The following is an 18,716-nucleotide window of genomic DNA, read 5'->3' on the forward strand; positions in this document are numbered from 1 at the left end:
CCTATACGGTGATCGAAGGGGCAGGTAGCCCAAGGCGAATGGCGAGTACTGCCCGCGACATATGCGCCTGGTCGATGGTCAGTTGTTCCTGGCGCGGGTCGTAGTTCCACACCCGGTTGTAAATCGTTTCGCTTGCCCTGGCGCCGCGGAATGTGCCCCGCATCAGGTCCGCCGAAACCCGGGCTTCTTCCTCGGTGAAGTAGGGGCCGTCGATGGTCACTTGCTGGCCATTGCGGACGTGCTGGACCTCCCAAACCAGGTAGCCTGCGTCCGGCCCCTGAATCAGCTCGTAGGGTTTGAATTTAAGTGTGTTGCATGCGTCGGTGAATCGCTCCTGATAGGTGGGCGTGTGGCCCGTTGTGTTGTTGTCGTGGTCAGTCATGTTTCCTCTGTGCGCCGCTGGCGCTGGTCATGGGCTGCTGCCCGGTGGTGTTGCTCGGTGTCGCGCCACGTTTTGCGAATCACGAAAACGTGGCGCGGAAAATGGTCAGTTGCCGACGATGCTGAGGGCTGGCGGCAGCTTCGGGCCGAACGGCGCACCAGGGGCGAATGGGTCGGGCAGCTGATCTTCTGGACATTGCCTGATGAACCGGATCATGGCGGCGTGGCAGGCTTGATACAGCGGGCCACCGGCGCCCCATTCGTCGCTCTTGCGGTCGGCGCTGTCCTCTAGCTGGGATAGGTACGCCACTCCGCGGAGGCTGGTATCACCGTCTGCGCTGGCCCGATGGCGATGTACTGGGTTGACGCCCAGCAGGTCGCACATCTGGTCGAAGCCCAGCGTCTGCGCCAGCCCCTCGCGGTCCAACATTAGTGATTGGCCAAACCCTGCTAGTGCGCTCCACGCTCCGCTGCGAGCAGCCTCCTGATGTTCGCTGGCCTGCTCCTCCAGTTCCGCAATGGTCTGCCGGGTGAATGGGAGAAACGCTTTCAGCTTTCCCGCTTGCCGGCGTAGGGCTCGCCGTTCACCGCGGATAACGTCGAGCTGGTCAGCAATGGCGCGACATATTCGCCGGGTGGTGATGAGCTGCGTGGCGGCGCTGATGCCGGGTTTCATACCGATGTTGCACAAGCGGGTGATAAGGCTGGGCCTCATTGGTGCGCCTCCATAGGTGTGGCGTCGTAGCTGGCACGCAGGTGGGCGCCAGCCGTGCAATGGCGGCCGTTGGGCGCGTAGCAGCTCCGACAAACCATAATGTGGTTGAGGTACTGGTCACGGGCGTGTCGCCATTCGGGCGTGGCGGTGGCGGCGCTTGCGTTTGGGTTTGTGATGAGCCGGGGAGTGCGCTCGACAGAGCTGTCCAGCACTAGGCGCGGGCGAGGCTGGCTATCCACTTTTGGCGAGTCGACTCCGGCGATAGCTGGCGGCAAGTGATCGAGGAGACCGGAAAGCAGGCTCATGCCGTCACCTCGACCCGATCACTGCTGATCCAATGTTCCTGTGATCTCAAAAACACCGGCAACAGCGGCAACAATGGCAACAGCCCCGTAAACCGTGACCTCCACGCGTTGCCGATGCTGCCAAACTGTTGCCACCGGTTTTTTACCGGCAACGGTGATAAGCAAATGAAGGGAAAGTGCGGGTCTCTTATGTTCAAAATGAGGTGTGCGTTGCCAGTTGTTGCCACTTTTTTTATAGGGTGGCAACGGCTGTAAGCCACGCCACACAGGGCCGTTGCCGGTGTTGCCACTGTTGCCAGTGATTCTAGGTTCCTGTGAACTTGGGCAATCTGGATTGCTGGTCTTTGAGTGACGTTCATACGCCACCGCCTTCACGATCGATGACGTCTGGGTCGATCACGTAGAGACGCGCCTGGCCACCACCAGGGAGTCGGTAGTTTTTGGTTTTACGTTCGTTGTCGCGGCGCGCAAGGACGTTAGCCCCCTCCAAGGCTTTGATGATGCGAGACAGGCCATAGCCTTGAGCCGCCTCGATGAGCGCCGGCTTGTTGAATAGGTACAGACGGTTGGTGCCCACCAGCTCCCAGTAACCGGCCCGGTTGAACACCTTGGTGTCAGGCGTTTGATCGTCGACATCTGAAAAGCGGCTGCTACCGTGGCGGTCGATAAAGTCCAGGATGCCCGCCAGGATCTGCCGATCCTCGGCGTTGCCGCTGCCCACCCTGCTGAGCCATTCGCCGTAAAGCAAACGGCAGTCGGCTAGGGCGGTACCCGGCACCCATGGCAGCAGGCCATAGGCGATGGCCATCTCGCCGGCAAGCGCGATCACGGCGAACCGATCAGCCACCCGGCCGGCCTGAGCGTTGTCTTCCACAAAGCTGGCGCGTACCCCGGCGAAATCTTCCAGCAGGCCGGCCCGGTCGTCGCTCTCGAGCAGCTTCTCGACAAAGGCCGGTCCGAGGTGTCCATGGTGGGAGCCGACCGACACGGTGAGCTGCCGGTGGAAGTCCGCACCCTCAAGCCCGTGTAACTCGTCGAAGGCCCGGTGTGTGCGGGTGCCTGCGTTCACGTCGACCATGCGCAACTCGGCGCCAGCGTGTGCGGCATTGCCGGATATGGCCGCGTGCTCGGATAGAGAGCGCTCGCCGCTTGAGAGTGTCAGCAGGCGCCAGCTCAATTTGGCGCGGCCTTCGCGCTCGCGGGTCATGGTGCCTTTGCCCTGGCCGTTGGCGAGGGAGTAGGCCATTTCCTGTACGCGCTTGGGGTCGGCGCGCTTGATCTCATCCAAGGGCAGGATGGTGTCATTGCGGCTCGACGCTTCGATCTCCAGGCCGCCTTTGGTCATGTCCCAACTGGCGGCGAACACGCCCGGGTCGCCCCATACCGACGACCCGATCAGTTGCGCCAGCGACTTGCCGCTGGAGCTGTCGCCCACCAGGTGCACACCGCCGCCCAGCACGCCTACCAAACTCAGCAGTGGGCCAGCCAGCGAGCAGCCAATCGCCAATGTCAGTACAGGATTGCCCGCGCACTTGGCGGCCACCTCCGATTGCCACAGCGCCAGCTCGCCGCGCCGGCTGAAAAGTACCTGAGCCTTGTTGCTGGCCTGGTACCGCACATTGGCGCTGCCGATGGTTCGCCCAGGCAGCACGAACGCGCCCGACTCATGCCAGCCAGGCCGGCTGGTGGTGGCAAACACTTCTGCAGGATGCTGGTCGAGCAGGTACTCCATAAATGTGCCGCGCTTCTTGAGGGCAATGATGACGCCCATCCCGAACAATGCGCGCCTGGCGTCCTCGCCGCTGCCGCCGAACACTTCCATGGCGATGATCCACTCCTTGATGCCGCCCTCTGTGACCAGGCGCAGCAACCGGCCCTCGCTGCCATCGTCGCTGTTGGTGGTTCGGGCCACGACCGTGACGGGGCTGGAGATCCACTCATCGGTGATAGGTCGGTCGCCGGAATCGCCCTCGGCGTCCTCTTGGTCAGCGCCGGCGCGCTTGAAGCTATGCCAGTAAACGCCCGGGCGCAGCTTGCGGCCCTTCTCATTGATTACCCAATGCTCATACACCGCCCAGCAGGGGCGATCTGGCGCAATGGTCGCGGCGTCCGTCCGAAGGTTGATCACGTTGGTGTCAGGCTTGGACATGGGCGAGTTTCCAGTTGGCGAGGTCGTTGAAGTCGGTGAGGTCATCGGGGGCGCTTTCCGGCCATTCAGGGAAAGCCACTTGGCCACCCACGGCCGCCGCCGCGGCGTTTGCCGCTGCGCGCCCCGGGTTGCCATCGGTGAGCCGGTCGTCGTCGCCGGCGATGACGATTGGCTGGCCCGGGTAGCGAGCGCGAAGTGCCATCGCCGCTGGGATCAAGTTGCCCGCGTTCATGGCAGCGGCAACGACATAGCCGCCGTGCTGGTGGAGGCTGGCGGCCGTCGCCCACCCTTCGCAGATGCAAAGCACAGAACCTGGCTCGATGATGCCCAGCGGTGAATAGGTGCCCTTGATCCGGCCGCCGAACAGGAAGCGCTTCTCGCCGTCCGGAGCAATTCGTTGCAGATTGACCAAGCGCCCATCCAGGTACAGCGGGATCAGTAGGTCAGTGCCACGCTGGCGCAGGCCGTAGGAGCGAACGGCCTTGGCTACCAGATACGGGTGGTCGGGTGAGGCGCGGCGCGCATTGCGCCACCAGTGGTTGGCCTTCTCGGCGGCCTGCTGCTGGCGCTGGTGTTGTTCGGCTTCGCGCTGGCGCCGTGCTAGATCAACCCGCTCGCGGATTTGTGCTGCTTCGCGAGCGTCCACCGGTTCGCGACTACACCAGGTGCTGGCGCAACCGGCTTTCCAACTGCCGAACGCGCCGGATGCGATGCCGTCCAGGTACAGCACATACCACCCGTTGAGCGAGCCGGGCTTATCCTCCGGCACACGGAACCGGTGGATTGCACCGTCGGGCTCTGGCAGCCAGTCGAGAGGGCCATAGATGGCCTGGAGGGCATCACGGAATTGGATCGTTGCGTCCGTCATGCGGCCCCCTTCGGCGGGGTAAACCGCTTGGCCAAGTTCTCCAGTTTCTGAGTCAGGCGCTCCAGCTCATCGCAGTGGCGGCCTTGATCGCCTTCCGAGATGCGCAGCTCCAGGAAGCCAACCAGGGCTTCCACCAGCAGCACATAGCTGGCGCTGTCGATATAAGCGCCAGCAGCGGGTGGGCCGCCACTGCCCTTGCGCTTGATGGGGGTGACGTTACCCATGGCTGACCTCCCGGCGATCAGCGCCAGCAAAAGCCCGGCAAACTTGACCGTTGTTCACGCCGTGCCAGTCGGTGATGTCGTCGATCCCGTCAACTAGGCAGGCCGTTACCTGAGCGCCAGCACTACGCATAACTACGCGCCCGCACTCTGCGTCGGCCTCGCTCAAGAACGGCCCTAGCAAAGCCTTGGGCACCTTCGGGTGGGTGACGAACCAAAGCTCTGTGGCTTTTTTCGGGCAAGCCGATCCCGTCGACGCAGATGCGCCGTTTTGAATTTTCATGCTTAACCTCTTAGATCAGGGCGTCGGCGCTGCGCGTCAGTACACGGCTGCTGAAAGAAAAAAGTGAGGCTGATAAATAGGATCGAGGGTGAGCGCTCTGGCTGGTTCATAGGGCTACCCCGCGGTACGGCTGATCGCCGCCCAGATCGTCCGATCCGAATAGGGCTTGATTGACGGCTTTCCGGCTATCAAGCATGCGGTCGTGTTCCTCATGCGTACCGATCTCCGCCGCCACCCATTCAGGAAGCTCATTGCGCCGACGCATTTCATTGAGGTGCGTCCACCAGCGAGTTGCGTGACGTCGCTCCGCGGCGATGAACTCGGCCAGCGAGGCGCTTTGTTCGTCCAGCAGGTAGTGGGGTAACGGCAGCTGAGAGGCTGATGACGGGCTGCTCGTGTTGCGGGCCTCGCTGGCGTTGATCATTCCGCACCTCCGGAATGCTCCAGCTTGCGAACGATGGTCATGTGGGAGTTGTAACGGGCGAGGCGAACAGAAAGTGATGAGTTTGCGCGGAGGGCGCTCAGAGTCATGCGGCGATGAGCAAAGGCGCGAATCGCGGACGGACTTAGGGTAGGCATCGGTGTAGCTCCTAACGTTGAGGAACTGCCACCGTTCGCGGCCAAGCGAATTAGGGTGGCAGGTTGCGCGGGGTTGGCCGACCGGGACGTTAGGAACCCGGCACACCCGAAGGTGTCCCCACGCAACCCGCCATAACACGTAACTGCGGGCACAAAAAAAGCGCCAGCAATCGTAATGGGGGCGCTATTGCGCCTAACGTTCCTCGAGCGGCCAAGCCCGATCGCTGAATTTGCAGCGACGGGCAAACCATACCGACGACCACGACTGCTTGCAACAAAACTTATCGACCGTTTATCGCTGATCATGAGCATAGCTGTCATGGGCGGAAGTCCTCCAAACCGAGCGGCAGCTTCAGTTGCTCCCTCAGATGAGCAACGTGCGCGTACACACCCGGCTTTTCATAGCGCCAGTGAGCCAACCGGCGGCCACTGCTGCTGGCTTCCTTCTTGCGGGCCTCCAGCGTCTGGCAGGCGTTCCCATACCGTGCTTCGCGGAACGCCATGATCAGGCTCGCTTTCAGCTCCACAACGCGGTCGGTATTGCGGGACAACGACAGCAGGAAGAACGCTTGATCTTCGTTCAGCAGGGCGAAGCGCTCCGGCCTACCACCAGCGGTTCCGGCCAAGGGTTTCTCCGTTTGAAACGGAACAACCCCGAACTCTTCGAACTTCGCCAGGTAGCGCTCGATCAGCGCCATTGGGTTTTTGTGCTTGGTTCCCAGCTGCTTCGCGAGCTGGCGGCTATCCACGCGAGGTTCGCCCTGGTAATCAGTCACGGCAATGTGAGGATCTCCCGGATCACCCTCACCCATCGGCTCAATGATCTTGGTTGTCATGAGGCCACCTTCTGCACTGGGCCAGTACTCAGGTAGTAGGTCGCAACCTTCTGGTGATCGCGGCCTTGATCATCCTTCAGCGTACCCAGGTGGGTAACGATGCCGTGCCCCTGCGCACGCAGCTCAGATATTCGCGCACCAGGGCGCAGGATGTTCAGAAACATGATGGCTTGGAAGGTGTTGATCGAACCATGCAGATGCAGGTAAGCCAAAAGGCGCATGCGCTGGGCACTACCACTGGTGTCGCTAATGCTTTGCGCCGAGCAACTCTTCTCGGAATGCAGGATCTTTTCCATGTCAGGCCACCCCACTATCAGAGTCAGCTTCGGGATGGACGAATTGATGGCGGCAAACTAAACGACGATTAAGCACCAAAGCGTTTAAGGGTACAGGAAGGGGTAAAGCCGCTTTTTTCAGACAAAGCGATCCTGTCCCCGCATCAGCGCAGAGTTGATTGGTCATCATTGGTTATGCCTCCTGACTGATCAGGAAGGATTCCACAGACTCGGGCTCCCAACGGACGGAACGACCGAAGCGAATAGGAGCGGGAAAGCCGGGAGTCTTGGACCAGCGCCACCAAGTAGCGCGGCTGACTTGGTATTTGGCGCAGAGCTGGGCAGCGGTAGCGCGTGCACCAGGTATGGGCAGATTGGGTACATCGGTACTGCGGGTTGCTATTTGTGCCATTCACGGAATCTCCAAAGGCTGGAAAAACCGAGAGGAGCGCTCTGTAGGCCACCAGCGCCTGAAAAAAGGTCGAAAGGTGGCAAGTCATCGGAAACACAGCACCTGTATAGGACACCAGTGTTGCGCAATATTCCCGCAGGTACTACAGTCCGCCCGTGAACCAATTAGGCGCTTTTAGCCTAACTGAATCACTTAGAAGCCCGTCAAAATGCTTCTCCCCTCGGGGTTGTGTACTGGCCTAGCTGGTATGCAGAGGACGTTGGTAGCGTCTTTCCCGAACAGGCCCCGGCGTTGGTAGCGTCCGGGGCTTTTCTTTGTCTGATAATCCAACCGTCAGCGATTCTAACTCCAGCCATTGATGTTCTATGGCGTTTCATTTGTTGTTAGAAAGCTCTAGCCGTGGTCGCATGTTAACTGCCGCTAGAAAAACATCAACCAGATTTTTTGAATCACCTGTGTGCAATAACTATCCCCGTACATCTCTAACGCTAAACTTACTGTCTCTTGCTTACCCCTGAGCACCCCTGAGCACCCAAAATCATCGCAATGACCGTTCGTCGGATCGCTCATGAAGCGCTACGGACGGGGGTTTTAGAGGGACTTATGAGGGCCTCAGTAGGTTCAAGCAATGATTATGCATCGATTTGACGATGATATTTTGACGATGATTGCCCCAGTGTTTTGTCGTGCGCGCCACGAAACACAAGCTAAGTAAAACGTGGCGCGGAAATCGCAGCTGCGCTAAGTAATCGCAGTGTCGCGACACAAAATTTGAATTAAGAAACCGTGTCGCGACATATCTCGCCAGCTCAAACTACCAAACTAACAACGTACCGTATTACTAAACGTTGTTTATTCCCGCTTATTCGCTGTTATTCCCACTTATTCGCAGTTTCAGCGTGTTTTGAGCAGAGTTTGCGGAACTGAAATGTGCTGTAGGGCGCGTACTACGGGGATTCAGCAGCGGACTGATGGTGGTGCCCTATGTGCGACAAGATTCGGGCATGGCCCGGGGATTTTCTTTTTCAGATTCGGATCAGTTGCACGACATTCACGACATTGCATCGGGTTTTTTCTTTTTCCGGCGCGAGATGGAAAGCACGTTGCCCGTATCAGTGACCTCCCCCAAAGCCTTAGCCAAAGCTCGGTCAAAGAGCTCGATAGCTTTACGTTTCTCTGGCAGCGCCGCTTCGGGATTATTTCGGTAGTGTCGAGAAACGACACCTGTTTGGCCATGAGCTTGAAGAAGATCCGACAGTCGATCATCAATCCCATGTTTCTGCATTAGCTGTGTACAGGTGCGGCGCAAATCTCTCGGGGAGAACGTCGGGATCTTCCCGCCAGCGATTAGCGCATGCTTGGAATCCAGCCAGTCTGCAACGGCATGGGTCGGGCTACTGATCACAAAAGGTTGTTTACCATGTGTAGTCCAGGGCCATGGATGATCCCCATTGATTTCCCGAACTTGCCGCACTATGGCAATGGCTCGATCAGAGAGCGGTACCAGGTGCGGTCGGCTCAGGGTTTGGCCACCTCTACCTTTACGGTGAATCAATAGCACCGTACCCGCGTCCAGATCGTAGTCCGCCCAAGTGGTTTCGATTAGGTTCTTGATCCGCTGGCCGCCCGTTGATATGACGAACTTGAATAACAGTGCCATAACCGGACCGATACCGTCAGTATCCTCAACCGTCTCCCAGAATTGCTTCAGCTCTGCATCAGACAAGGCTCGTTCGACAGGGGCCGAGACTTTATCGACCTTCACCATTGCTGCAGGGTTGATCTCAAGGCTATAGGTCTTCGCATTGGAGCGACCGACCACACTCTCAGCCGTGAGCCCATGGTTGAATGCCGCCACCAGAAACGAACGCATACGATCCGCCTGCACTTTGGAGCCGCGCTCCCAGATCGGATTGAGAATGGTGAGGATGTGGTCAGCCCTAATATCTCGGGCCTTCATCCGCATTACCTCTGGATGGGGCTCTTGCATGTTCGTCTTGAGCAGCCGTTCCAACTCCTTCACGACGCCTGGTGTCGCCTTCACGCGGCGCGACTCAATGTAATCCAGGAACAAATCGTGAAAGCTTCCGCGGGCCGCTTCAATTTCGTCGAGGCGGAAACGTTCTAGCCGTTCCGCTTCTTCCAATGCGGCTGTGGCTGCACGACTAGCCGCGGCCGCTACTTGTTGCACCGAGATGTGCTCCAAGTACTTGGCAATACCGCCAGCGGCAGCGGCCTCAACTGAAATTCGCAAAGCCTCACCACGGATACCATCCAAGCTCTGCTCGTCTGTACCCACACGCGGCTTCTTCGCGAGCGTCCCGAGAGGCAGCCGCTTGTCGCTGTCCGATGTGCGTTCCCGGTAGTAAGCCTGAATAGCTCCGGAAGCTTTACGTTCGAGCAGCAAAGTCCCCTTTCCGCGAGAGCCGACCGGCTCCGACTGACGAGTCTTTACCGCATAGGCCTCCATCTCGGTCATTCGCGTACGCTTAGCCATTCTTTCCCCGTTTTCCCCATCCGTTCCCCGTTTCTCATGCAAAGGTACGCTAACAGGTGAAACATAGAAAGACACCGAATTGGCTACAGACCAAGTAAAACTTAGACCAAGAGAAACAAGTGATACTCGATGAAGTGGGGTGAAGCCTCAGAGCAAACGGCTTGTAATCAGTAGTTCCCGGGTTCGACTCCTGGTGCCGCACCATATCTCAAAGCCCCGCAATGCGGGGCTTTGTGGTTTCTGGGGTTTAACAATCATTGGAAAATTGGTCGATCGTTTTCGTCAAAACGTCCACAAAATGTCCAAACTCATTTCCTGAGCTGGCTCTTCAAGCGCTACCCATCTGACAAAGACGGCCCAGTAAACTGAGTTCCGACCTCAATTGTCGCGCCCCTAATCGCCCCAGTTTCTTCATACGACTCATGATCGATACGGCCTAGGGCCAAGAAGCCACCGGGTGTCACGTCCGCTCGAGCATTTATACGAAATTATGGGTAGCCAATAATTATGGCGTATCCATAAAACAAATAATGGCATCGACACCTGGTCGCTACCTTTCAGAACGAGCTGAAAATCAATCGATCTATTTTCCCGATTGCTCCCCACGCTCCTCCACGCTAACCTCCCGCCGTCGCTGCACACTCAGCGACCGGGCCTGAGAACCCGACTTGATGCAGGCGCTAACCACGCCGCCCATTCGCCTTGATTACGAACGTGGTAGCTCTCACTCGATATGGGAGTTTTACCGATGACCGCTCCAAATCCCTCTGCGTTAACCACCCTCGGCGTCACCCCGTTCTCCTTTCACTCCGACCAACCTCTGTTCCGCGTCAACAGCGGTGTTTCCCTGCATGAAGCCTTGCATCACGTTTCCGACTTGCTCCACGTTGCCAAGCTGCTCGCTGAAGATGCAGCGATGACCAAGGAGACGGACCGTTATGCCTGGGCGTCGCATTATTTGCAGGAGATGAGCAAGGCGGTGATTGATGATGTGGTGAAGGTGTTGGAGTCGCCTGGGAATACCGGGCAATAAGAAGGGCTGTGCTGGCTGGGCAGGCGCCATCGCGGCATGGGTATCTACACAACTTTTCAGACCCTGACAAATCTCCCCGTGGCGAGCGGGCTTGTCCCGCGTTGGGCTGCGTAGCAGCCCCAGTAAAGAAGAACGGGGTGTGTCAGAAACTCTGTAGAGGCTGGTTTTGGGGCTGCTACGCAGCCCAACGCGGGACAAGCCCGCTCGCCACAACAGCCCTATCTGCCGGGCGTTCAGCGTTGAGCCCAAGTTGTGTAGATACCTATGGCCATCGCGGGCAAGCCCGGCTCCCATAGAAGAGCGCCTCGGCCTGGGGCGTTTTTTTCGGTATAACCCTGAACACCCCCGCGTCGTGAACGGACTCCCATGAACGCTCTGAAACTGATCTGTCTGCTGGTGATTTTCCCGCTGCTGCTGGCCACCCTCGGCGGCTGGGAGCGTCAGCGTGGCGAGGACGCAACCACAGCGTTGATGGATTACCACCTCAACCTTGATAAAGCCAAGCACCCGTTGCAAGCGCTGGCAGCCAGACAGCCCGCGAGTAGTGTCGACCTGCCTGATGGCGTCATCAGCGTTGCGGAGGCCCTCTCGCGTCTGGAAAAAATCGAAGCCGAACTACCCTCCGCCCACCGCGTGAACCGTGCGATGCGCGCCATCGCGCCGTGGGTGATGGGTTTGGGTCTGTTGGCGGCGTTGATTGGTGTGGCGGCGTTGGCGGGTACGTACTGGGCGGGGCGGCGGGCACGGCAGTCACGGGAGAGGTTATTGCAGGTGTTCTCCCTGGGCAGCCGCCTGTTGCCCTACGTGCTGGTGGGTCATGTGGTGGCGGTGGCGGCGGCCGTCGCGTTGACGTTGAGTTTCGAAGGCTTGGCGATGTGGCATATCGGCCGGCTGGGCAGTGGCGAGGTCAAGCTGATGGCGGTGCTGGGGGTGATCGCGGCGTTTTGTCTGTATTCGATCTGGCAGTTGCTCAAACAGCTGCGCCCTATGCTGGGGATGTTCAAGCCTGAGCCGCTGGAGATGTTCGGCCAGGTGGTGACGCCCGCGCAGGCTCCAGGGTTGTGGCGCCATGTGGACGAGTTGGCGGGTCGGCTCGGCGCGCTGCCACCGGACCACATCGTGGTGAGCCTGGCCCAGGGCTTTTACGTGACGTCCAGCGCGGCCACTGTGCAACCGGCGAACACTTCGCTGCACGGGCGCACCTTGCATGTGCCGCTGCTGTATCTGGGCCTGCTGAGCAGCGAGGAAATCAGCGCGGTGATCGGCCATGAGCTGGCGCACTTTGTGGGGCAGGACACGGAATACAGCCTGCGCTTTTTGCCGATCTACGACGGGGTCAATCGCAGCCTGGAAGCGCTGTTGAACACGATGCTGGCCAGCGATTTTATCCAGGGACGGCTGATGCGGCCGTCGTTCATGTTCGGTGTGTTTTTCATGCAGCGCTTTGATGACGCGGTGAACCACTGGAGCCGTGAGCGCGAATTGCTGGCGGACGCTGCCGGCGCGCAATTGGCCGGTCCTGCTGCGGCGGCTTCGGCGTTGTTGCGTGTGTCGGTGTTGCAGCCGCACGTTGAGGATGCCTTGTTGGCGTTGTGTGAAACAGGGTCGACGACAGACCTGCCCGACGCGGTGTTCGCGCGCTTGCGTGAGTGTGAATTGCAACCATCACCCGAAGCCCTGGAGATTCACCAACCGCATCCGACCGACTCCCACCCCTCCAATGGCGAACGCCTGCAAGCGCTGAACGTTCCCCTGAACGATACGCTGCGAGGCGCCACCCGCGTGGTGGATCGCGACGTGGCGAATGCGCAGATGGATGCCTATTTCAGCGCACCCCAGGCACTGCGCGAGCAGCTGTCTCGGGATGTGATGGACGTGGCCGTGTCGGAGAACACCGCGCACACCCATCTGCTGGAAACCTTGGCCGCTTCGGCCGAGGGTGAGCGTAGAGTGCATGAAGGCGGCCAGTGGCGCGGGGTACTGATGGCCGTGTCGGGCCTGCCCTTTGTGCTGGCTGCAGTGTTTATCCTGAGTCGAGTCTGGCTCGCCCCGGAGCGTTTGAAAGGCACACCCCTGTCGGCAGTCGGCGCAGGCGCGTGTCTCGGCATTATCGGGCTGGGCCTGCTGTGGCTGGGTGTCCGTCGATTCAAGCGTGCGCCGCAGACCGCGTTGCGCCTGACGCCGGAGCATTTTGTGTTCAATAACCTGGCACAACCGCTGCCCATCGAACATATCGAAGAGATCACGATGCAATGTGTCCAGGGCATCTGGGTCATCGTTCAACTGACCCCCGAGGCGCCGTTACCCGTAACGCGCAAGACGGCGTTCGGCGTACCCGGCGTGCGGATCAACAAGAAGAAACGCCAGGTGTTGCTGCTGATGGCACAGCTCTGTATCGACAATAAAAAGATCGAACCCTATGAGGGGTTGTCCTTGATGCTCGACTACAAGAATGCAGCGTTGGCGCGTAAGATTTTGCAGAGCCGCCAGGACTGATGCGCGCCCATAAAAAAACCCCGAACCAGTCGGGGTTTTTTATCGCCTGGAATCAGGCGCGACCTGCGATCAGTTAGAAAACGTTGATCGGGTAGTCGGCGAACAGACGGATTTCGTTACCGCCTACGTTGTACTTGTCGGCATTGCTGGAAACGCGCAACCACGAGGCACGAGCACGCAGGCTCAGGTCTTTGGCCGGGCCGCTCTGCACGACGTATTTGAACTGGTTGAAGATCTCGCGCTCGGTGCCATTGCCACGGCCACTGCCGTCGTCAATGTTGGTGCCGCGCACGTAGGCCACGTTGTAGGTCAGGCCAGGCACGCCGAAGGTGCTGAAGTCCAGACCGTAGCCGGCTTGCCAGGAGCGCTCGTCCTTGCCGTTGAAGTCGGACCAGTAGGAGTTGGCCAGCAGGATGGTGTTGCCGCCGTCGCCGATGCCGGTGTCCGCGGTATTGTCACGGTAGCCGCCATACAGGTAACCGGTATCGCCGGTACTGCGCTGATGGGCCAAGGTGAAGCTGTGCGCACCAACAGCCCATGTAGCGCCCAGGCTCCAGATTTTGTTGTCGCGCGCGTCGCCATTACCGCGTTGCTCGGCGAAGCTCCTGTCCAGCTTGGTTTTGTAGCCGTTGAAGTCAAAGGTCAGCGACTGTTTCTCTGGCAGGGCCAGTACGTAGTTGACGTTGACGTATTGCTTCTTCAGCACGTCTTCCATGTCGGAAGCGTACAGCGCAGCCGACAGGTTTTCGGTGAACTTGTAGCTGCCGCCCAGGTAGCTGATGTTCTTCAGGTTACCGCTGTCGGTGCCTTCAGCACCTTTTTGGGCTTCCTTGGTGAAGCGACCTGCATCCAGTTGCAGACCTTCGATCTCTTTGGAAACGATCGAGGTACCGGTGTAGGTTTCCGACAACAGACGAGAGTTGTCGTACTGCAATACAGGAACGGCAGGCATTTGCTCGCCGTACTTGAGCACGGTGTTCGATACGCGGAACTTCACCGCCGCGCCGCCTTTGGCCAAGTCGTCAGCTGCTGCGCCGCTGTCACCTTGCTTGAAGAAGTTAATGCCGCCAGCGCCGCTGCGACCTTTACCACCGTCCAGACGAATCGCATATTGGCCAATCACATCCACACCCACACCAACGGTGCCTTGGGTGAAGCCGGACTCGAACTTGCCGATGAAGCCTTGGCCCCACTCGGCTTTGTCTTGCTTGCCGTTCTTATAGTCACGGCTGATGTAGGCGTTACGTGCTGCGATGTTCAGGTGGCTGTCTTCAACAAAACCCTTGGATTGCTCCTGGTCGTTGGCCATTGCTGTCGATGCGCTCAAGATCCCCAGCGCGATCAGACTCATCCGTTGCTTCAACATTTTTTTGTATTCCTTATTACGGGTTGAGTACGCGTTCTGACCCCAGGCTCCATGTCGCTTTCTGGTGTCGACTTTTTCCGAAAAAAGAAAGCCCGCGGACGACTGAACATGCCGCGGGCCTTTTCTTATTGGATGAGTCATGGCTGTTAGCCACAGGCGTTGGGCGCAATCCTAGTCGCGCGTTGAACTATGTGTCAATTTCGTGAATCGTCTGTATTTAGGCGAAATAATTCTAAGCAACGGCCTATGGCCTTTCTGAAAACGACTAATTTCGTTCTTCAATGACCAAAAAAACACATCTCGTAACATATTTCAAAGTCGATACGTTTGGTAATAGATAACGCGCGCAAATGCAAAGCATTACCATTAGCGCGCTTTTTCCTGCCAAACACTTTGGATACATTCACCCATGCCTGCCCTTCGCCTGACGCCCATGACCCTTGGGCTTTCTGTTCTGCTGTCTGCCGGTTTTGCCTGTGCGGCCACCACCTTGCCCGAAACCTCGATCAGCGCCGAAGCTGACGAAGACGACCCGCGCGTCAAGGAAACCAGCACTGCCACCCGCACCGCCACACCTGTGCGTTATGTGCCCCAGGCCATCGACTCAGTGAAGACCGAAAGCCTGCGCGCCTACGGCACCAACGACCTGGGCCGGGCCTTGAGCGGCATCCCCAACGTCAGCAGCGGTGCCGACACGCGCTTCGACAGTTTGCGCATCCGTGGCTTCGACGCGAGCAACGACTTCTACCTCGATGGCATTCGCGACGACAGCCAGTACGTGCGCGACCTGCACAACATCGAACGCATCGAAGTGCTCAAAGGGCCGGCAGCCGTGCTTTACGGGCGAGGCGGCCAGGGAGGGATCGTCAACCGCGTGAGCAAACTGCCAACGGCCGGACATAAGTCGAGCATCGAAGCCCAGGGCGGCAGCAACGATTTGCGCAGTGTGTATGCCGACCTGAGCACCGACCCCAGCGATAACATCAGCCTGCGCCTGAACATGGGCAACCAGGACAACAACAGCTTCCGCGACGGCGTGAGCGGCAACCGCCAACTGTTCGCACCGTCCATGAGCTGGCAGCTCACACCGGATCTGAACTGGCTGGTGCAATACGAATACAGCCGCTACAACCGCACGCCGGATCGCGGCATCCCCGGCGTCAACGGCCGCCCCGCCGACGTCAGTCGCAGCACCACCTACGGCGACAGCCGCGATTACATCGACGACAAGTCCCAGTCCCTGCGCTCCAAGCTGGCCTACGAACTCAACGACAACTGGCAACTGCGCCAGACCCTGGGCGTGTTCAAGCTCGACAGCGATTTCGACAACACCTACCAGACCGCCTACGTTGCCTCGACCAATCGGGTGACGCGCCAACGCTGGCAGCAAGACCTGACTACCCTCAACGTCTTCAACAACGTCGAGTTGGAGGGAGGTTTCAGCACCTTCGGCCTCGAGCACCGCCTGCTCACCGGCCTTGAGCTGGGCAGCCAGCGCCGCGATCCAAAGCTGTACAACGCCCCCGCCTCGGCCGTGCCAACCCTGGACCTCAACCAGCCCAACCGTAATCTGAGCCACACCGGGCGCATGAGCGTATCGAGCAACAACCACACCGAAGTCGAAAGCCGCGCTCTGTATGTGCAAGACCAACTGCGCCTGAACGACCAGTGGCAAGTGCTGGCCGGCTTGCGTTACGACCGTTTCGAAGTGGACACCAAAAACAAACTGCTCAATACCCGGCAAGACGTCAAAAGCCACAGCACCAGCCCGCGCTTTGGCCTGGTGTGGACGCCCCTGGAACACCACTCGTTCTATGCCTCGTGGAGCAAGACCTTCTCCCCGGCGGGTGGCGGCCTGATCGGTATCACCCCGAACGCCGCCGGCAGCGTCAACGACCTGAGCCCCGAGCTGACCAAGCAAAAAGAGATCGGCGTGAAAAGCGACTGGCTCGACGACCGCCTGAGCACCACCCTGGCGGTGTACGAACTGGAACTCTATAACCGCCGCACCAGCGACCCGCTGGACCGCACCATTACCCTGCTCAGCGGCCTGCAGCGCTCGCGCGGCGTGGAGCTGACGGCCACCGGCAAGATCGTCGACAACTGGTACGTACGCGGCGGCATCGGCCTGCAGGACGCCAAGGTCGAGAAGGACAACAACGGCTTTGAAGGCAAGCGCGTCAGCGACGTGGCCAAGCGCAACGGCAGCCTGTTCCTCACCTGGAAACCGGAGATGGGCTGGTACGCGGAAACCGGTTTGACGCTGGTAGGCGACCGTTATGCCGACAGCCTCAACACCGTGGTGCTGCCGGGTTATGGCCGTTGGGACGCATTGCTCGGGTTCCGGCAGAAAGAATGGGATGTGCGCGCGGCGCTGAACAACATCGCCGACAAGACCTACTACGAATCGGCGACCAGCGTGGCGCAGATTCAGCCGGGCGAGCCGCGTAACCTGGTGGTGACAGGCACCTACAGCTTCTAACCCGATACAAAAACACCAATCCCGTAACAGCTGTCGAGCGCAAGCGAGGCAACTGCTACGGGGTCAACGATATTTTTTCAGTTGCTCATCAACTCGCACAACGCGTGCACTTCATCCTCACTGAACAATCCCACCGGGTAGCGTTCACTCATCACACTGCGCAAATCCGGCTGGTGCCTGACCTGTCGCGAGCCGTTTTCCTTCAACCACAGCCCCAGCGCATGGATCGCGTCACTGTCAACCCGCGAAGGGTGGAAGGGGCGCGTGTACATCGGGTTGATATTGGCATTCATTTCGGCGCTCTCTCCTGCTGCGTGAGCGGCTAACTTACTCAAGGTTTGTGACAGAACTGTGCAGTCATCACCCTGGGCCACTGTGGGAACACCGATACAAGAGCTATGCCAATGTCGCGTGTTTGTACGCGTGCAGACACAAAAAAGCCCACGACCGTGCTGGGCCGTGGGCTTGCTGTGAATGCTCAGACTGAGTAGAGCCCGTTCGCAGGAAAGGCGCTGTTACAACTGCACTCAGTTTTTGTGCGGCGCCGGCTGTTGTTGGGTCAGGCAATGGATATTACCGCCACCCAGTAACAGTTCACGGCCGGGCACCATCACCACTTCGTGCTGCGGGAACAGGTTCTGCAGGATGGCCTTGGCTTCACTGTCCAACGGGTCGTCGAAGCTTGGCGCGATAATGCCGCCGTTGACGATCAGGAAGTTGACGTAGGAACCCGCCAACCGCACGGTCGGATTACGTTCCTGTGTACCGTCCACCGGGTCGACCCCTGCGCACTCTTCCTCAGTGGCATACAACGGCCCCGGGATCGGCATTTTATGCACTGTGAACGCGCGCCCCTGAGCGTCGGTGCTGCTTTGCAGGACGTCCATGGCGGCGTGGCAACGCGGGTAGTTCGGGTCTTGCGGGTCGTCGGTCCAGGCCAGCAACACTTCGCCCGGACGCACGTAGCAGCAGAAGTTATCCACATGGCCGTCGGTTTCGTCGTTGAACAGGCCGTCTGGCAGCCAAATGATCTTATCCACAGCCAGGTTGGCGCTGAGCACCGCTTCGATCTCGGCACGGTCAAGGTGCGGATTACGGTTGCGGTTGAGCAGGCATTCCTCGGTGGTGATCAAGGTGCCTTCGCCGTCGACGTGGATCGAGCCGCCTTCCAACACAAAGCCTTCTGTGCGGTAACGCGGTGCGCGTTCGATTTCGAGGATCTTGCCGCCCACCTGCGAGTCACGGTTCCACGGCGAGTACAGGCCACCGTCAAAGCCGCCCCAAGCGTTGAAATCCCAGTTCACGCCGCGCACTTCGCCACGGTCGTTGATCACGAAAGTCGGGCCGGTATCGCGCACCCAGGCGTCATCGCTGGACATTTCCACCACACGAATATTCGGCACATCCAAACGGGCGCGGGCGTTTTCGTACTGGCCTGCAGAAACCGCCACAGTTACCGGTTCAAAACGAGCGATGGCCTTGGCCACGGCCACGTGAGCCGCCTGCGCCGGCTTGCCGCCCAGGCGCCAGTTGTCCGGGCGCTCGGGCCAGACCATCCAGATTTGCGTCTGTGGCGCCCATTCGGCGGGCATGTGGAAGCCATCGGCGCGGGGGGTGCTGTGCAGGGTGGTCATGGCGATCAGGACTCCGAATGGGGGGTAAAGGCCGACTTTATAACGGATAAAAATCGGCTTTAAAAGCGAACAAACAGCATAAAAGAAAATTATTACAGCCAATAACCGATAACAATCGATTATTTACAACTGCTCATCCAGCACCTTCGACAGCACGTCGACAAAGAAGTCCACGCGGGCAATC

18 protein-coding genes are annotated in these 18,716 nt (G+C 59.2%); 3 read left to right on the forward strand and 15 right to left on the reverse strand.

Going from position 1 to position 18,716, the window contains the following annotated elements:
* Window position 1: 1 nt before the first annotated feature.
* The 12 genes from J1G35_RS24385 to J1G35_RS24440 all read right to left on the reverse strand — a co-directional run bounded on the left by J1G35_RS24385 (window position 2) and on the right by J1G35_RS24440 (window position 9,431).
* Window positions 2-382: a hypothetical protein gene (locus J1G35_RS24385; RefSeq protein WP_223016235.1), complete on the reverse strand. Its 381-nt coding sequence runs from the start codon at window positions 380-382 to the stop codon at window positions 2-4.
* A 105-nt stretch (window positions 383-487) separates the two neighbouring features.
* Window positions 488-1,096, reverse strand: coding sequence for a hypothetical protein (locus J1G35_RS24390; RefSeq protein WP_223016236.1), 609 nt, complete (start codon window positions 1,094-1,096; stop codon window positions 488-490).
* A 323-nt stretch (window positions 1,097-1,419) separates the two neighbouring features.
* Complete coding sequence (locus J1G35_RS24395; protein WP_223016237.1) at window positions 1,420-1,767, reverse strand: hypothetical protein; 348 nt, start codon at window positions 1,765-1,767, stop codon at window positions 1,420-1,422.
* Window positions 1,757-3,550 (reverse strand): DUF927 domain-containing protein, encoded by a 1,794-nt coding sequence (locus J1G35_RS24400; protein WP_223016238.1) that lies wholly within the window; start codon window positions 3,548-3,550, stop codon window positions 1,757-1,759. Before J1G35_RS24400 ends, J1G35_RS24395 begins: the two co-directional genes overlap by 11 nt.
* Complete coding sequence (locus J1G35_RS24405) at window positions 3,537-4,418, reverse strand: toprim domain-containing protein (protein ID WP_223016239.1); 882 nt, start codon at window positions 4,416-4,418, stop codon at window positions 3,537-3,539. Before J1G35_RS24405 ends, J1G35_RS24400 begins: the two co-directional genes overlap by 14 nt.
* On the reverse strand, window positions 4,415-4,642 hold the full coding sequence (locus J1G35_RS24410; protein WP_223016240.1) for a hypothetical protein: 228 nt from the start codon (window positions 4,640-4,642) through the stop codon (window positions 4,415-4,417). The genes J1G35_RS24405 and J1G35_RS24410 overlap by 4 nt, the downstream gene beginning before the upstream one ends.
* Entirely contained in the window at window positions 4,635-4,922 is a 288-nt protein-coding gene (locus J1G35_RS24415) for a hypothetical protein (RefSeq protein ID WP_223016241.1), read from the reverse strand. The genes J1G35_RS24410 and J1G35_RS24415 overlap by 8 nt, the downstream gene beginning before the upstream one ends.
* Window positions 4,923-5,028: 106 nt before the next feature.
* Window positions 5,029-5,346, reverse strand: a complete 318-nt coding sequence (locus J1G35_RS24420; RefSeq protein WP_262417403.1) for a hypothetical protein — start codon at window positions 5,344-5,346, stop codon at window positions 5,029-5,031.
* A 472-nt stretch (window positions 5,347-5,818) separates the two neighbouring features.
* Window positions 5,819-6,337 (reverse strand): Rha family transcriptional regulator, encoded by a 519-nt coding sequence (locus J1G35_RS24425; RefSeq protein ID WP_262417404.1) that lies wholly within the window; start codon window positions 6,335-6,337, stop codon window positions 5,819-5,821.
* Window positions 6,334-6,633, reverse strand: coding sequence for a helix-turn-helix domain-containing protein (locus J1G35_RS24430; protein ID WP_218819888.1), 300 nt, complete (start codon window positions 6,631-6,633; stop codon window positions 6,334-6,336). Before J1G35_RS24430 ends, J1G35_RS24425 begins: the two co-directional genes overlap by 4 nt.
* Before the next feature lies 1 nt (window position 6,634).
* Window positions 6,635-6,802 (reverse strand): hypothetical protein, encoded by a 168-nt coding sequence (locus J1G35_RS24435; protein ID WP_223016242.1) that lies wholly within the window; start codon window positions 6,800-6,802, stop codon window positions 6,635-6,637.
* Between the two features lie 1,273 nt (window positions 6,803-8,075).
* Window positions 8,076-9,431, reverse strand: coding sequence for a site-specific integrase (locus J1G35_RS24440; RefSeq protein WP_223016243.1), 1,356 nt, complete (start codon window positions 9,429-9,431; stop codon window positions 8,076-8,078).
* Window positions 9,432-10,269: 838 nt separating this feature from the next.
* On the opposite strand from J1G35_RS24440, the gene J1G35_RS24445 reads away from it, so the two are divergent.
* Window positions 10,270-10,554: a DUF3077 domain-containing protein gene (locus J1G35_RS24445; protein ID WP_053140378.1), complete on the forward strand. Its 285-nt coding sequence runs from the start codon at window positions 10,270-10,272 to the stop codon at window positions 10,552-10,554.
* Between the two features lie 366 nt (window positions 10,555-10,920).
* Window positions 10,921-13,050: a M48 family metallopeptidase gene (locus J1G35_RS24450; protein ID WP_223016244.1), complete on the forward strand. Its 2,130-nt coding sequence runs from the start codon at window positions 10,921-10,923 to the stop codon at window positions 13,048-13,050.
* Between the two features lie 73 nt (window positions 13,051-13,123).
* On the opposite strand, the gene J1G35_RS24455 is transcribed toward J1G35_RS24450, so the two are convergent.
* Window positions 13,124-14,416, reverse strand: a complete 1,293-nt coding sequence (locus J1G35_RS24455) for an OprD family porin (protein WP_053140367.1) — start codon at window positions 14,414-14,416, stop codon at window positions 13,124-13,126.
* A 409-nt stretch (window positions 14,417-14,825) separates the two neighbouring features.
* On the opposite strand from J1G35_RS24455, the gene J1G35_RS24460 reads away from it, so the two are divergent.
* A complete protein-coding gene (locus J1G35_RS24460) occupies window positions 14,826-16,898 on the forward strand; it encodes a TonB-dependent siderophore receptor (RefSeq protein ID WP_223016245.1) in 2,073 nt (690 codons plus the stop codon).
* A gap of 77 nt (window positions 16,899-16,975) precedes the next feature.
* On the opposite strand, the gene J1G35_RS24465 is transcribed toward J1G35_RS24460, so the two are convergent.
* Both J1G35_RS24465 and aguA read right to left on the reverse strand, forming a co-directional pair.
* A complete protein-coding gene (locus J1G35_RS24465) occupies window positions 16,976-17,191 on the reverse strand; it encodes a hypothetical protein (RefSeq protein WP_223016246.1) in 216 nt (71 codons plus the stop codon).
* Window positions 17,192-17,425: 234 nt separating this feature from the next.
* Window positions 17,426-18,532, reverse strand: coding sequence for an agmatine deiminase (aguA, locus tag J1G35_RS24470; RefSeq protein WP_053140357.1), 1,107 nt, complete (start codon window positions 18,530-18,532; stop codon window positions 17,426-17,428).
* Window positions 18,533-18,716: the final 184 nt, after the last annotated feature.

The sequence above is a fragment of the Pseudomonas sp. SH10-3B genome, from assembly GCF_019891415.1.
Taxonomy (GTDB): domain Bacteria; phylum Pseudomonadota; class Gammaproteobacteria; order Pseudomonadales; family Pseudomonadaceae; genus Aquipseudomonas.